11 protein-coding genes are annotated in these 14,157 nt (G+C 48.8%); 7 read left to right on the top strand and 4 right to left on the bottom strand.

Annotation, left to right across the window (positions count from 1 at the left end):
- The first annotated feature begins 80 nt into the window (after positions 1-80).
- A complete protein-coding gene (locus C8N47_RS08205; RefSeq protein WP_107822070.1) occupies positions 81-1,190 on the top strand; it encodes a phytase in 1,110 nt (369 codons plus the stop codon).
- A 79-nt stretch (positions 1,191-1,269) separates the two neighbouring features.
- Here the strand turns inward: C8N47_RS08205 and C8N47_RS08200 are convergent, their stop codons facing one another.
- From C8N47_RS08200 to C8N47_RS08185, 4 genes are all read right to left on the bottom strand, one after another.
- Positions 1,270-2,190, bottom strand: a complete 921-nt coding sequence (locus C8N47_RS08200; RefSeq protein WP_146161470.1) for a DUF6263 family protein — start codon at positions 2,188-2,190, stop codon at positions 1,270-1,272.
- Between the two features lie 164 nt (positions 2,191-2,354).
- Positions 2,355-3,236, bottom strand: a complete 882-nt coding sequence (locus tag C8N47_RS08195) for a diacylglycerol/lipid kinase family protein (protein ID WP_107822068.1) — start codon at positions 3,234-3,236, stop codon at positions 2,355-2,357.
- A 9-nt stretch (positions 3,237-3,245) separates the two neighbouring features.
- Positions 3,246-5,093, bottom strand: coding sequence for an LTA synthase family protein (locus C8N47_RS08190; protein ID WP_107822067.1), 1,848 nt, complete (start codon positions 5,091-5,093; stop codon positions 3,246-3,248).
- 122 nt (positions 5,094-5,215) lie between these two features.
- Complete coding sequence (locus C8N47_RS08185) at positions 5,216-6,025, bottom strand: TIGR02757 family protein (RefSeq protein WP_107822244.1); 810 nt, start codon at positions 6,023-6,025, stop codon at positions 5,216-5,218.
- 250 nt (positions 6,026-6,275) lie between these two features.
- Here C8N47_RS08185 and C8N47_RS08180 point away from each other — a divergent pair, with 250 nt between their 5' ends.
- The 6 genes from C8N47_RS08180 to C8N47_RS08155 all read left to right on the top strand — a co-directional run bounded on the left by C8N47_RS08180 (position 6,276) and on the right by C8N47_RS08155 (position 14,149).
- Entirely contained in the window at positions 6,276-8,897 is a 2,622-nt protein-coding gene (locus C8N47_RS08180) for a valine--tRNA ligase (RefSeq protein ID WP_107822066.1), read from the top strand.
- A 120-nt stretch (positions 8,898-9,017) separates the two neighbouring features.
- Positions 9,018-10,499 (top strand): glutamine synthetase family protein, encoded by a 1,482-nt coding sequence (locus tag C8N47_RS08175; protein ID WP_107822065.1) that lies wholly within the window; start codon positions 9,018-9,020, stop codon positions 10,497-10,499.
- A gap of 27 nt (positions 10,500-10,526) precedes the next feature.
- Positions 10,527-11,909, top strand: coding sequence for a phosphoglucosamine mutase (gene glmM / locus C8N47_RS08170; protein WP_107822064.1), 1,383 nt, complete (start codon positions 10,527-10,529; stop codon positions 11,907-11,909).
- Between the two features lie 177 nt (positions 11,910-12,086).
- Positions 12,087-13,007, top strand: a complete 921-nt coding sequence (mdh, locus tag C8N47_RS08165; protein ID WP_107822063.1) for a malate dehydrogenase — start codon at positions 12,087-12,089, stop codon at positions 13,005-13,007.
- A gap of 151 nt (positions 13,008-13,158) precedes the next feature.
- Positions 13,159-13,620 carry an aspartyl protease family protein gene (locus C8N47_RS08160; protein WP_107822062.1) on the top strand — a complete coding sequence of 154 codons (462 nt, stop codon included), beginning with the start codon at positions 13,159-13,161 and terminating at the stop codon, positions 13,618-13,620.
- A gap of 121 nt (positions 13,621-13,741) precedes the next feature.
- A complete protein-coding gene (locus C8N47_RS08155) occupies positions 13,742-14,149 on the top strand; it encodes a hypothetical protein (RefSeq protein WP_107822061.1) in 408 nt (135 codons plus the stop codon).
- The last annotated feature ends 8 nt before the right edge of the window (positions 14,150-14,157 follow it).

The following is a 14,157-nucleotide window of genomic DNA, read 5'->3' as shown; positions in this document are numbered from 1 at the left end:
AAATGTCTGTCCGTTTTGGGGGGCAGGCATTTTCAATCCTCCATTTAATAACTATATTTTATTGCTGAAAACACAACACCATGAAACCATTTGTATTAACATACCAACTGCTTGGCCTGGCAACAGTGCTCACAATCAGCTTTTCGTGCCAGCGAGCCAGCGAAGGTTCGGCCGAAAAAGCAAAAAAAATTACACTCACAACAACCGCCCTTTTCGAAACCACACCAATGCCTCAACCGGTTAGCGAAGATGCTGCCGACGACCCGGCAATTTGGGTGAACCCCAACGATTCAACGGATGCCTGCATCATTGGGACCGACAAAAAAGGAGGCCTGGCCGTTTATAACCTGCAAGGCGCACAACTGCACTATTACCCCGACGGCAACATGAATAATGTGGATGTTCGTTCCGGTTTTGTACTGAATAGGGACACCATCGACCTGGTTTGCGCAACGAACCGAAGCAGCCAAAGCCTTTCGATATATAAAATTAGCGCGGGTGGGCAGCTGACCAACATCGCTGCCCGTTTGATTCACACAACAATGAAGGGCGAAGTTTATGGTTTTGCCTTGTACAAAAGCCCTTCGAGCCAAACCATTTTTGCTTATATGAATAGTAAAGAAGGCGAAGTTGAACAATGGGAACTGTTTGCTTCGGGCACCATGATCGACGCCAAACCAGTGCGCAGCTTCAACCTAAATACACAGGTTGAAGGCATGATTGCCGACGACCAAAACGGGCTGCTTTTCGTGGGCGCCGAAAACGATGGTATCTGGAAATTTGATGCCGAACCCGATGCGAGCACGAAAGGCACAAAACTGGCTCAATCGAGCGAGGCGGACAATGAGAATATTGCCTACGACCTTGAAGGCCTATCGATTTACTACCTGCCGGACGGACAAGGCTATCTGCTGGCTTCGAGCCAAGGCAATTACAGCTATGCAGTTTACGAGCGGAAAGCACCACACAACTACCTGGGCAGTTTCCGCATTACCGATGGCAAGGTGGACGGCGTTGAAGAAACCGACGGTATTGACCTGTTCAGCACCTACCTGAATGCGGACTTCAAGCATGGCCTGCTGGTTGTACAGGATGGCTACAACAACGAAGAAGGCAAAGCTGCTGCACAAAATTTCAAACTGATTCCTTGGGAAAACGTTGCTGATTTGTTATCATTGAAACGAAATTAAAAACGCTTAAGAAAGGAATGCTAAAAGCGGCAAAAAACCTTAGGGTCGATTGCCGCTTTTTCCTTGTTCCGGCGATGGCCTAATGACCGGTATAACTTGTTGTTGTTTTCATCTTCATCGGAATTTCCATTCCCTCGGGCATCTGATCGTTACCGGCGATTGTTGCTTTCCCGTCAATCGTTTGTTCTGCCGTACCGGCCATCACCCAGCCGGTCTTTTTATCAATCTTCAGGTGCGAGCTCATGCTCCCGGTCATTTCAAACGACATGGCCATGCCATTGCTTTCGACCGTTGCTCCCAACTCAGGAGTTGACAAGCTGCCTTGTCCCGACACCAGGTAGTAGTCGCCCTGCTCGCCATCGTACGTATAGGTCATAGCCAGATTCATGGCCATACCGGCATCCAGCTTCAGCTCCGAGCTCCAGCTTTCGCCAACGGCCACAGGCTTGGCCGGAAAGATGGTGAGCATACTGCCCATATTGCCGCGAAAGGCATTCTCGCCGTAACTATCGCCTAGCTGCTTCTGAAGCTGTTGCTTTTGAGCCTCAGGTAAATCGCCCAAGGCATCGATCGCCTCATTCATCAACACATCCAGGTCTTTCACGCCGAGCACTTCTCCTTTTTTACTCAAAACCAGCTGAAAGCTTTTGTCGGTCATTTTTGCCAGCATGCCCGACAACGGATCTGCCGCCTCGGGAGTTTCCGAGCTAAAAGTTTTCTCCATCTGCGGCATCTTCATTTTCATCACCATCGATGTATATTGCACATCGAGCTTGTAGCCGGCGGCCGACTCCTCCAACACCTTAAAGGACATAGCAGCGACAACCTCCAGGTCGATCTGGATGTCCTGTCCCATCATTTCCTGACTTATTGTGCCAACCGACACCGATTGGGTGGTGTAGCTGTGACCAACCTCCAGATTCAGCCCGAGTTCAGTTTTTTGGGCTTGAGCAAGCTGCAAACCAACCAGGCAGACCAATACGCAAAGTAGATTTTTCATTTTTTCTGAGAATTAGTGATTGAATTCGTGATTTTTGCCAGGCTCCATAAATAGTGATAACCATTTGCAGCAGACTAACAGTCAACTAATTTAACGATAATTCAAACACAAACAATAAGGGGGCAGACAAATTTTTGCCAAAGAAGAAAGGAGAGCTTCTGAAACTACAAGGAAGGCACCAGCAAGTTTAAAGCCTGTGGCTGAACGGTGATCTTTGCCGGCAATTGCAGTTGATAAACATCTCCGTCGGCATGAAAATATGGCTGAGAGAGCGATCGGATCTCGACTTCGCGCACCTTGCAGGTTTCCACATAACGTGCCTTGTCGATCCAGTTTCCGAACAAAGCGACGGCCAAAACCGGAGCATACCACACCGGGAACGGTTTAATCATGGTCACATTCAAAAGGCCATCTTCCAACTCAGCCGAGGGTGCAATAAAAGCATCATTACCGTACTGATTGGCATTGGCAATGGTTACCGTAAAGTACCGTCCCTGGTAGGCTTTGCCATCCAGAGCGAACTGTGCCTCAACACCCTTGAATCGAAAAAACGACTTGGCCACATAGTGCACATAACCTTTCAGTCCCCGCTTTTCGCTTCCATCGAAATGATGAGCGATCAGGGCATCGAAGCCAAAGCCACAGGTGCAGAAGAAGTTATGATTGCCAATTTTCCCCACGTCAATTGCTTTTGCTTTCCCCCATTCCAGGTAGTCGCCAATCCGGTCAATCTTATTGGGAATTTTCAGCATGCGTGCCAGGCCATTGCCCGAGCCTCGGGGGATGTGCGCCATCTGTTGGTCGGTTCCGACCAGCGCGGAGGCTGCTTCGTTAAATGTTCCGTCGCCCCCCACCGACACAATGATGCCCGTTTGCTGCCCCAGCAGTTTCTTCACCAACTCGGTAGCATGACCTGCTCGTTTGGTTTTTTGGCTGTCGAAAGCAATGCCGCGTTGATTCAACACCGCCTTCAGCGCCTTAAAATACCGAACGTTATTTTTAGGTCCGGCAACCGGATTGACAATAAACTGATAAGTTCGCTTCATGTCTTCTAACTACTCTTGAAGATGTCCGTCGTGCAAATACTGCACATAAGCTTTTGCAAAATGCATCAGCGAATCGACCTTCGCCGGAGCATTATTATAGAAGAAATCCTGCTTTCCGGTATTCGTATTCAAAAACCAACCGGCCTCGGGAGCCATAAATCCCCAGCCCTGCCCGTTGAAATAGAAAGCATAATTATTGTCCGTCAGAAAGTCTTTCGAAAGTAAGTCCTTTTTATGGTGTAATCCAAGCTGTTTGAGCAACATTGGAGCCAGATCGTTCTGATTTCCGAAACGATCGGACAGGAGATGTTGTTTCACCACCCCGCCGACGAGAATGAGCGGAATGCGGTAGCTGCCCGGCTCGGTAATGTTGGTTGGCCCGGGCTCCAGCGAGGTATGGTCGGCAGTAATCACCACCAGACTATGCTCCCAAAGGCTTGTTTGTTTCAGCGAATCGATAAATACCCCCAGGCAGCTGTCGGCATACGACACCACATTGAGGTACTTGTTTGCTGTATTATTGGTTGGAAATTTCCGGTAACCTTCAATATCGAAAGGCTCGTGACTGCTAATGTTATAAACCATGCTGAAGAAGGGTTCTTTCTCCTGCTTCAGGTCGTCGAACATCCGGGCATAAAGAAACTCATCGGGCACGCCCCATTTTTGTTTCAGGCCGGTTTCGAGCGGGAAGTCTGATTTCGAAATAATTTTGTCAATCCCCGACTGAATCATCACCGCCCGGGTGTTGTAAAAGTTAACATCGCCACCATAATAAAACGACATATTGTACCCTTGGCTGGCCAGGTATTTCGGGAAATAGTCGAGCTTACTCATTTTATCGGGAAAGGCCAGCACCGTGGTACGGCTCATATCGGAGGGGCGACCACCAATTAAGGCCGACATACCCTTGTCGGATCGACGCCCGGTGGCAAAGAACGATTTAAAAGCGATGCCCTCACGACAAAATTCATTCAGCCGGGGAGTGACCTCGGGCAGTCCGCCCAACGGTTCAATCACTTTATTGGAGAAGCTCTCCAGAAACACCAGGATGATATTGGTTGGCTTCCCGGCAACAGGCTGAATAATCTGCGGCGCCTCAACATTCATCTTATCATCGGCTTCCAAAATGGCCGTTGCTTCCTCGTCGGACATATAATGCACTTCAACCTGAGCCTTCTTATTCTTCAGCACATCGTGCATAAAGTTCCAGAAGTAGTTATAGGCAAATTGATTGGCTTCGAGGCTATTGCTAAAATACACATTACTGTGGTTCATCGGCGCACGGTCCAACCCTCCGCGAATGGGAATTATCAGCGCTGCCGTCAGGAACAGCATGACCGGAATCGCCCACCATTTCAGGTGCATAGCAGCCAGCTTTTCGCCCGACAGCCACCAGTTATAAGCCTTGAAGGCCAGCCATACAATGACCACGGTCATCAGCGGAAAAAGGATTAGCTGCCACCAGGCCATGGAGGCATAAATTCCACCGGGAGTTTCCAGGTACATTAAAAACTGGGCATTCAGGCGGGTTCCCCAAGCCGGATAAAGGCCGGCATCGGTTAAGCCCAGCACGGTTAAAAAAGCCAGGGCCAGCAAGGTATAATATTTCAAAAGCTGCGTACTGAACCGACTGCCTGCCACAAAGCCCAGGCTGAAAATTAGCCCGGGAATCATACTGAAGTAGCCGGCGACCGACAAATCCATGACAATACCATGGGTGAAGATTCCCCAGAAGTCGGCAGCCGGCAAATTGGCCACCTGCGGATAATTATAAACAACAAAAAGAACTTTGAAGGCTGTGAGAAACAACAGCCAGAACAAATAGTATTTCAGGAACGAAAGGATAACTTTCTTCATCTGCTTTTACGGATTAATATACGACCCGCAAAATTAAAAAATAAATCAGGCTATTTAATCGATTTGTAATTCTTAACATATCGAAAACCATTTCAGAAGATCCTGCCAGGGTTAAAAAAATCCTAGTCCGGATCGGCAGGTTCCTGCGGAAAGGCCCCCAAGCCAAATAGTGCAAAGTCGTATTTAATCGGGTCGTTCGGGTCGAATTGGCACAGGCGATTACTCACTTCCAGCACCGCTTTCCAGTCATCCTGTTTGCGCTCCAGCAAGCCCAGCTGGCGGGCTTGTTTGCTGGTGTGCACATCCAGCGGCAGCAAAAGCGCCGACATGGGAATGTCCTTCCAAATACCAAAGTCCACCCCGGCATCATCCCGGCGCACCATCCAGCGCAGGTACATATTCAAACGTTTGGCCGAAGCATTTTTATCGATGTTGGCAACATGCTTTTGGGTGCGGCTCTCCCCTGCCACTTCAAAAAACACCTTGCGAAAATAGCGCAAAGCACCTGCAACCGACTCGTCCTTTCGAAATCCGTTGGTAAAAACCGCTTCCAGCCCGCCGTGATTCTCGTAAATATTCTTCAACGATCGCAAAAAGTACCGGCAATCCACCCCATTAAATGTGCGATGCTTGAACCCCTCGAAATGCAGCCATTCATCTTCCGACGTATTTAAAAGAAAGGCATACGGATCATGATCCATCGCCTCCATCAGCCATTTTCCGTTTTTAATGATCGTTGCCCGCTGCCCCCAGGCGATGGTTGCGGCCAGGAAACCGGCCAGCTCAATATTCTCCTTTTGCGCAAACTGCCGCGGAATCTGTATCGGATCAGTCTCAATAAAATCCGGACAGTTATATTGCCGCGTCTTTTCTTCCAGCAGGTCGAAGATTTCGGCATCGCTTAAACGAGGAGCAGGGAAATGGTCATTCATGGTCATCTATTGTCATTTATCGTCAATCGGGAAAGAAGCGTTCTACTTGCATTCGCGAACACCGGGGAATAGCTTTACTTTTGACTTTTGACTTTTGCCTTGTCTAACAGAACAGCACCGGAAAAGTTGCAGTTCAACCAACTACTTCAATTCTATTTTAAGTGCCCTGTAGATAACCTCATATTCGTCAAACTTTTATATTTTTGCAGCCTCAAATAAATTCAATCGAAATACACAATTAATAGATACGATGGAGATTCCTAGCAAGTATAATCCGGCCGAAGTTGAAGACAAATGGTATAAGTATTGGATGGATCAGCGTTTTTTCCACTCTGTTCCCGACGAACGCGAACCATACACGATTGTTATTCCGCCGCCAAACGTAACCGGCGTGCTGCACATGGGGCACATGCTTAACAATACCATTCAGGACATCCTGACCCGTCGTGCACGGATGTTGGGCAAAAATGCCTGCTGGGTGCCGGGAACCGACCACGCTTCCATTGCCACCGAAGCCAAAGTGGTTGCCAAACTGAAAGACGAAGGAATCTCGAAAACCGACCTGACTCGTGAAGAGTTTTTGGAACACGCCTGGGAATGGACCCACAAACATGGTGGCATCATCCTGGAGCAGTTGAAAAAACTGGGCGCTTCGTGCGACTGGGACCGCACTTGTTTCACCATGGACGAAAAGCGCAGCGAATCGGTTATTAAAGTATTTGTCGACCTGTATAAAAAAGACCTGATTTACCGCGGTGTTCGCATGGTAAACTGGGATCCGGCGGCCAAAACAGCGCTGTCGGACGAGGAAGTGATTTACAAGGAGCAAACCGGCAAACTGTATTACCTGAAATACAAGGTAGAGGGTGAGGACGATTTTGCGGTTGTGGCAACAACCCGTCCTGAGACGATTTTTGGAGACGTGGCCGTTTGTGTAAACCCCAATGATGAAAAAACTGCGCGTTTTCGCGGAAAGAAATTAATTGTTCCGATTGTAAACCGCGTAGTTCCGGTTATCGAGGACGAGTACGTGGATATGGAATTCGGTACCGGTTGTTTGAAAGTTACCCCCGCTCACGATGTGAATGACTATATGTTGGGTGAAAAATACCAACTCGAAAGTATCGACATTTTCAACGACAACGGTACATTGAATGAGCACGGCCTTCATTACGACGGCAAAGACCGCTTTGATGTACGGAAAGAAATTGAGCAGGAATTGCTCGACAAGGACCTGATGGAAAAAACCGAAGCCTACACCAATAACGTAGGCTGCTCGGAGCGTACCGGCGTGCCGATCGAGCCAAAGCTTTCAACCCAATGGTTCCTGAAAATGGAAGACCTGGCGAAACCTGCTTTGAGCGCCGTAATGGACGACATCATCAAATTTGTTCCCGAGAAATTCAAAAACACCTACCGCCACTGGATGGAGAACGTTCGCGACTGGAACATCTCGCGCCAATTGTGGTGGGGACACCAGATTCCGGCTTACTACTTGCCCAACGGCACCTTCGTTGTTGCCGAGACCGCAGAAAAAGCGCTGGAACTGGCACAGGAAAAACAACCGGAGCTGAAACTGGAAGATTTGCGTCAGGACGAAGATTGCCTGGACACCTGGTTCTCAAGCTGGTTGTGGCCAATCTCCGTTTTCGATGGTATCAACAATCCCGAAAATAAAGAAATTCAATATTATTACCCGACCAACGACCTGGTTACCGGACCGGATATTATTTTCTTCTGGGTGGCCCGAATGATCGTTTCGGGTTACGAGTACCGCCAGGAGCCTTGCTTCAAGAACGTGTACTTTACCGGTATTGTGCGCGACAAGTTGGGCCGCAAAATGTCGAAGCAGCTGGGTAACTCGCCCGATCCGCTCGACCTGATTGCCAACTACGGCGCCGACGGTGTTCGTGTGGGCATGATGCTTTGCTCGCCTGCCGGTGGCGATTTGCTGTTCGACGAAAGCCTGCCGCAACAAGGCGCCGGTTTCGTAACCAAGCTATGGAACTCGTTCCGCCTGATTAAAGGATGGGACGTTGACCAAACGATCCCTCAACCGGAACATTCAAAAATTGCCATCGAATGGTTCCGTCAGAAGTTCAGCCAGATTGTGGAACAAACAGACAGCCACTTCGACAAGTTCCGCATTTCGGATGCGCTGATGAATGCCTACACGGCTGTTCGCGACGAGTTCTCAGGCTGGTTGCTCGAGCTGGTAAAACCGGCTTACCAACAACCGATCGACGGAAAAACTTACGCCGAATTGATTGACATCTTCGACGAGGTGTTGCGTTTCATCCATCCGTTTATGCCATTCGTGAGCGAAGAAATCTGGCAATACCTGAAGGAACGGAAAGAAGGCGAAAGTATCATGATCAGCAGCTGGCCGAAATCAACTGGTTACGACGCTGCTTTCCTGCAAAAGTTCGAAGATGCCAAAGATGTTATTTCCGGCATCCGCAACATCCGCACAAAAAACAACATTGCCAACAAGGATAGCCTTGAACTGGCCGTAATGCCGGGCGACAAAGGATACAATGCTGAATTGAATGCCGTGGTGAGCAAGTTGGGGAACCTTTCAGCTTATACCGAAGTGAGCGAAGAAGTCGGCGGAGCCGGTTCGTTCCTGGTCAAGTCATCAACTTTTTTCATTCCGCTGGGCGAGCTGGTGGATGTAGAAGAAGAACTGAAAAAGCTGGAAGAAGAGCTGAAATATACCAAAGGCTTCCTGAAATCGGTGATGGGCAAACTAAGCAACGAACGTTTCGTGAGCGGTGCTCCCGAAGCCGTTGTGGCGAAAGAACGCGCCAAACAAGCCGATGCCGAGGCCAAAATCAAAGTTCTGGAAGAACAAATTGCGAAGCTGAAATAAGACATAACCCTTCCGATATTATTCAAAGCCTTCTGCCATGCGGAAGGCTTTTTTCGTTTTCAACATCACAAAAACGCTAAAAACTACGTATTTTTGATTCGGATATAATTTAACCATATCATGCTCATAAACCCAAACCCACTAGTCCAGTACCTGCAAAAACCGGCTCACGAATTCACCAAAGATGATCTGATTCGTTACATCGAGGAACGACAAATTGAAATGGTAAACTTCCGCTACACTGCCGAAGACGGAAAGCTGAAAACCATCAACTTCATGGTCACCAGCTTCGAACAACTGGATATGCTCCTCTCCTCCGGCGAGCGAGTCGATGGCAGCAGCATCTTCTCATTTTTACCGGCCAACCACAGCGACCTGTACCTGATACCGCGCTATAAAACGGCCTTTCATAATCCGTTTTCAACGATCCCCTCGCTCGAGATCCTCTGCTCGTTTTACGGCCCCGATGGGGAGCCTTTGCAAAGCTCTCCGGTATATATCCTGCAAAAAGCCCGCAACCAGTTTCACAAATCAACCGGAATGACCATTAAGATGATGGCCGAGCTGGAATACTATGTAATTAGCGATATTGACAAACAGACGGTGATTGCCGAAAACGGCTACCAAAGCGGCGAGCCCTATTCCGCTCACGAAAAGCTTCGCGTTGAGGCGTTGAAACTGATTGCCAGATGCGGCGGAAAAGTTCGTTTTGGGCATGCCGAAACCGGAAACTTCATCCATAACCGGAAATTATACGAGCAACACGAAATTGAATTTTCCGTCAGCGATCCGGAAGATGCTGCCGACCAACTGGCCGTCGCCAAATGGATCCTGCGAATGCTGGGACTGAAATATCAGGTGAACGTCACCTTCATCCCCAAAATTGCGCTAAACCAACCGGGCAGCGGCCTGCACATTCATTTTCTGGTTGAACACGCCGGCAAAAACATACTCATGGATCAGCAAATGCTAACCACCACCAGCCTGAAAATGATTGGTGGACTGCTGAAGCTGGCTCCGGCAGTTTGTGCCTTTGCCAATCCAACACCGGTGTCGTACCTGCGCCTGATGGAAGGCCAGCAAACGCCCAACCAAATTTGCTGGGGCATGCAAAACCGGTCGACCCTGATCCGTGTGCCGCTGGGCTGGAACCGCCCCGAATCGCTCTCGGCGCATGCCAATCACCAGCCCGAGACCTCGGTGGACTTATCGTCGCGGCAAACCCTCGAGTACCGCGGCGCCGACGGATCGGCCAACCCCTATCTGCTTTCCGCAGCCCTGATCATGAGCATCCTCGATGGTCTGTTAAGCAGCGAATCGATCAAAAACGCGGACGAACTAAAAACCGACACCAACCTGTTTGAACAAGCCGATGCCCAGCCCTTCGCCTTTCTGCCCTCCTCGTGCGCCGAGGCTGCCAACAAGTTGGAACACTTCCGCGCCGAGTTCGAAACCGACCAGGTGTTCCCTCCAACGGTCATCGATCATTGTATCCATCGCCTTCGTTCGTTCAACGATCGGGAGCTCATCAACAATATTAAAACATACGGCGAAAACCAGGACTTCTCAAGCCTGGTTGACAGTTATCTTCATTTTATGTAATCACCCAAAACATACAAAATAACAGATATGACTTTAATAAAATCTATTTCCGGCATCCGCGGCACCATTGGCGGAAAACCCGGAGAAGGTCTTTCGCCACTCGACGTGGTGAAATTTACGGCTTCTTACGCCACGTGGCTGCAAGGCGTTTCCGGCGAGAAGAAATGTAAAGTAGTAGTGGGCCGCGATGCCCGTATCAGTGGCGAAATGGTGAATGCCCTGGTTTGTGCCACCCTGTCGGGAATGGGAATCGACGTGGTGAACCTGGGCCTGGCAACGACCCCAACAACCGAGATTGCCGTAACAGGCGAGCAAGCCGACGGCGGGATCATCCTGACAGCCAGCCACAACCCCAAACAATGGAATGCACTGAAACTTCTGAACGCAAAGGGTGAATTCATTTCTGCAGCCGACGGAGCTACCATTTTAAAATATGCCGAAGAGGAGAGCTTCTCGTTTGCCGACGTTGACGATTTGGGCTGCATGATTGAAAAAGACTACACCGCAGAACATGTTCGTCAGGTTCTGGCGTTGGACCTGGTTGATGTGGAAGCAGTCAAAGCAGCCAACTTCTCGGTTGCCTTTGATGCCGTGAACTCGGTGGGTGGAATCGCCATTCCGGCTTTGCTGGAAGCCTTGGGCGTGAAAAACATTGTGTCCATCAACGAAGAACCGACCGGACTGTTTGCACACGTTCCCGAGCCACTCCCTGAAAACCTGATTGAGACCTGTGCCATTGTGAAGGAAAAACAGGTTGATGTATGCTTCGTCGTAGACCCTGACGTGGATCGCTTGTCTATCATCAGCGAAGACGGCAGCATGTTCAATGAGGAATATACACTCGTGGCTGTGGCCGATTACGTGCTTTCGCAAACCCCGGGCAATACGGTGTCGAACATGTCCTCATCCCGGGCATTGCGGGTGATCACCGGGAAACATGGTGGCAGTTACACCGCATCAGCCGTTGGCGAAGTGAATGTTGTTACCGCTATGAAGGCAACAAATGCGGTGATCGGTGGGGAAGGAAACGGCGGAGTCATCTATCCGGCCAGCCACAACGGCCGCGATGCCCTGGTTGGCATTGCCCTGTTCCTGACACAACTGGCAAAATCGGGTTTGAAATGTTCAGAACTGCGCAAAACGTACCCCGACTACTTCATTTCGAAAAATAAAATTGAACTGACTCCCGAGATTAATGTCGACCTGATTTTATCGAAAATAGAGCAACTATATGCGAAAGAACAAGTGAGTACCGTCGACGGTGTAAAAATCGATTTTGCCGACGAGTGGGTGCATCTGCGCAAATCCAATACCGAACCAATCATTCGCATCTATGCCGAATCGACCTCGCCCGACAAAGCCGAGCAATTAGCAAAAAGATTAATCTCCGACATCAAAAACCAACTGTAACAGGCAAATTGGCAGCCGTCGTTTTCATTTTTACAGCAATGTGCAACTTTTGTGCAACAAGTTGACAGAAGAACGGCATCGGGGTGTATAAAAGAAAGTTAAAAAGGATGGCCAAACCACAAAAGATTTTATCTTTGTTAGCCTATTTAGAAATTCAAATACCAAAATATTTACGTTATGAAAGTTACTGTAGTCGGTGCTGGTGCGGTTGGTGCAAGTTGCGCTGAATATATTGCGATTAAGGATTTTGCAGACGAAGTTGTATTAATCGACATCAAAGAAGGCTTTGCTGAAGGAAAAGCCATGGACCTGATGCAAACAGCATCGTTAAATGGTTTTGACACCAAAGTTACCGGCACTACAAACGATTATTCGAAAACAGCTGGTAGCGATGTAGCAGTGATCACCAGCGGTATTCCTCGTAAACCGGGTATGACTCGTGAAGAGTTGATCGGGATCAATGCCGGAATTGTGAAAACAGTTTCCGAAAACCTGATCAAATACTCGCCAAACGTTATTTTGATTGTTGTTAGTAACCCCATGGACACCATGGCTTACCTGGCTCACAAAGCCACAGGCCTGCCTAAAAACCGCATTATCGGTATGGGTGGTGCTCTGGACAGCGCTCGCTTCAAATATCGTATTGCCGAAGCGTTGGATTGTCCCCAATCAGATGTATCGGCCATGGTTATCGGTGCTCACTCCGACACGGGCATGGTTCCGTTGATTGAAAAAGCAGTTCGCAACAGCGTACCTGTTTCCGAATTCCTTTCAGCCGAAAAAATGGCAGAAGTTGTGGAAGCGACAAAAGTGGGCGGTGCAACCCTGACCAAGTTACTGGGAACAAGTGCCTGGTATGCTCCGGGAGCAGCCGTATCGGAGCTGGTTCGTGCAATTGCACTCGACTCTCAAAAAATGTTCCCTTGCTCGGCTTTGCTGGATGGCGAATATGGCCAATCGGACATTTCGTTGGGCGTACCTTGTGTGTTGGGTAAAAACGGAATTGAAAAAATCGTTGAAATCGAGCTTTCTGATGCTGAAAAAGCAAAATTTGCTGAAAGTGCAGAAGCTGTGAAAAAAGTAAACGGCTTGTTGTAGGTCGAACGAATTAATTTCACCATACTGAAAATGCCATTGCCCACGCAGTGGCATTTTCTTTTTCCATTCATTCGCAGCGCTCAGCCAACCCCCGGGGAATCCAAAAATCCAACTATCTTTAGCCTTTCAAACAAGGATGAAAGCTGATTGAATGAAAAAACTGTTCCGCAAAACCATTGAGCTACCGCTGGAAATTGTCGAACTGGAAGAGCACAACTTCCACCTGATGCTGAAAAGCCGCCTGTGGAACGGCGACCAAGCCTGGTGGATTGTCGACACCGGAGCCTCCAAAACCGTCTTCGACTGCAACCAGGAGCAATACTTCAGCCTGGTGCAAAGTACATCGCGCCAAAAGTACCAAAGTGCGGGCATCAACGAAGGGATGGTCGATACCAAAGTGGGCAACATCGCCAAAATTCAATTCGGACAGGTGAAAATCAGAAACCTGAAAGTTGCCCTGATCGACCTGAAACACGTCAACGAGATTTACCAGCGCTACCACAACAAACAAGTGGCCGGCCTGTTGGGGAGTGATGTACTGGCCAACTACGGATGCCAAATCGACTATCTGGCCAAATCCATTCGCTTTCAAACCAAACCTATTTTGCGATAGCCAAAAAATCTGTTTTAAAATAGATTGACCAGGCATACTGTTTTCCTAAAAATGAATATATTTGCCAGCTGTTGAATAAAATTTTGAGAGGGTAATCCCTGCTAAACACAAAACCGATCCGATGAAAGTCAGAAAATACATGAACCGCAAAACCGTTTACCGCCTGCTGCTCGGCTTGGCTGTGGTTTTGTCGGCCGTATTGTTTGACGCTTACCATCAAGGCTCAACAATTGAAAAAAGCCCGCTAAGCCATTCTGAATCATCGCAAAATATTATTTCAACACCCGAGTTCTGTGTTAACCCGGCCAGCACATTCCGCTTAATCCACGGCGCCGACAAGCTTTTCTCGGGCTTGGTGTTTGCCGGAACACGCAGCGACCTTTTAGCCGAATGGCACAACAACCGCTCATTCCATTTCCTGAAAGCCGAATCGCTAAATCGGGAGGTCTACTTCCTGTTATCGGCTCATTTTATGAAATTTAACTGTTGTCACCACAGCAACCCCGACGACAGTTCCGCTTCCGCTTAACTTCGCTT

This window comes from Mangrovibacterium marinum (assembly GCF_003046625.1).
Taxonomy (GTDB): domain Bacteria; phylum Bacteroidota; class Bacteroidia; order Bacteroidales; family Prolixibacteraceae; genus Mangrovibacterium; species Mangrovibacterium marinum.
Note: the sequence above shows the minus strand (reverse complement) of the source record. Positions and strands in the feature narration are given on the sequence as shown.

What these genes read in the sequence shown, in the direction of transcription:
- C8N47_RS08205 (WP_107822070.1), top strand. Translation starts at nt 81, where the DNA reads ATGAAACCATTTGTATTAACATACCAACTGCTTGGCCTGGCAACAGTG.
- C8N47_RS08200 (WP_146161470.1), bottom strand. Translation starts at nt 2,190, where the DNA reads ATGAAAAATCTACTTTGCGTATTGGTCTGCCTGGTTGGTTTGCAGCTT.
- C8N47_RS08195 (WP_107822068.1), bottom strand. Translation starts at nt 3,236, where the DNA reads ATGAAGCGAACTTATCAGTTTATTGTCAATCCGGTTGCCGGACCTAAA.
- C8N47_RS08190 (WP_107822067.1), bottom strand. Translation starts at nt 5,093, where the DNA reads ATGAAGAAAGTTATCCTTTCGTTCCTGAAATACTATTTGTTCTGGCTG.
- C8N47_RS08185 (WP_107822244.1), bottom strand. Translation starts at nt 6,025, where the DNA reads ATGAATGACCATTTCCCTGCTCCTCGTTTAAGCGATGCCGAAATCTTC.
- C8N47_RS08180 (WP_107822066.1), top strand. Translation starts at nt 6,276, where the DNA reads ATGGAGATTCCTAGCAAGTATAATCCGGCCGAAGTTGAAGACAAATGG.
- C8N47_RS08175 (WP_107822065.1), top strand. Translation starts at nt 9,018, where the DNA reads ATGCTCATAAACCCAAACCCACTAGTCCAGTACCTGCAAAAACCGGCT.
- glmM (WP_107822064.1), top strand. Translation starts at nt 10,527, where the DNA reads ATGACTTTAATAAAATCTATTTCCGGCATCCGCGGCACCATTGGCGGA.
- mdh (WP_107822063.1), top strand. Translation starts at nt 12,087, where the DNA reads ATGAAAGTTACTGTAGTCGGTGCTGGTGCGGTTGGTGCAAGTTGCGCT.
- C8N47_RS08160 (WP_107822062.1), top strand. Translation starts at nt 13,159, where the DNA reads ATGAAAAAACTGTTCCGCAAAACCATTGAGCTACCGCTGGAAATTGTC.
- C8N47_RS08155 (WP_107822061.1), top strand. Translation starts at nt 13,742, where the DNA reads ATGAAAGTCAGAAAATACATGAACCGCAAAACCGTTTACCGCCTGCTG.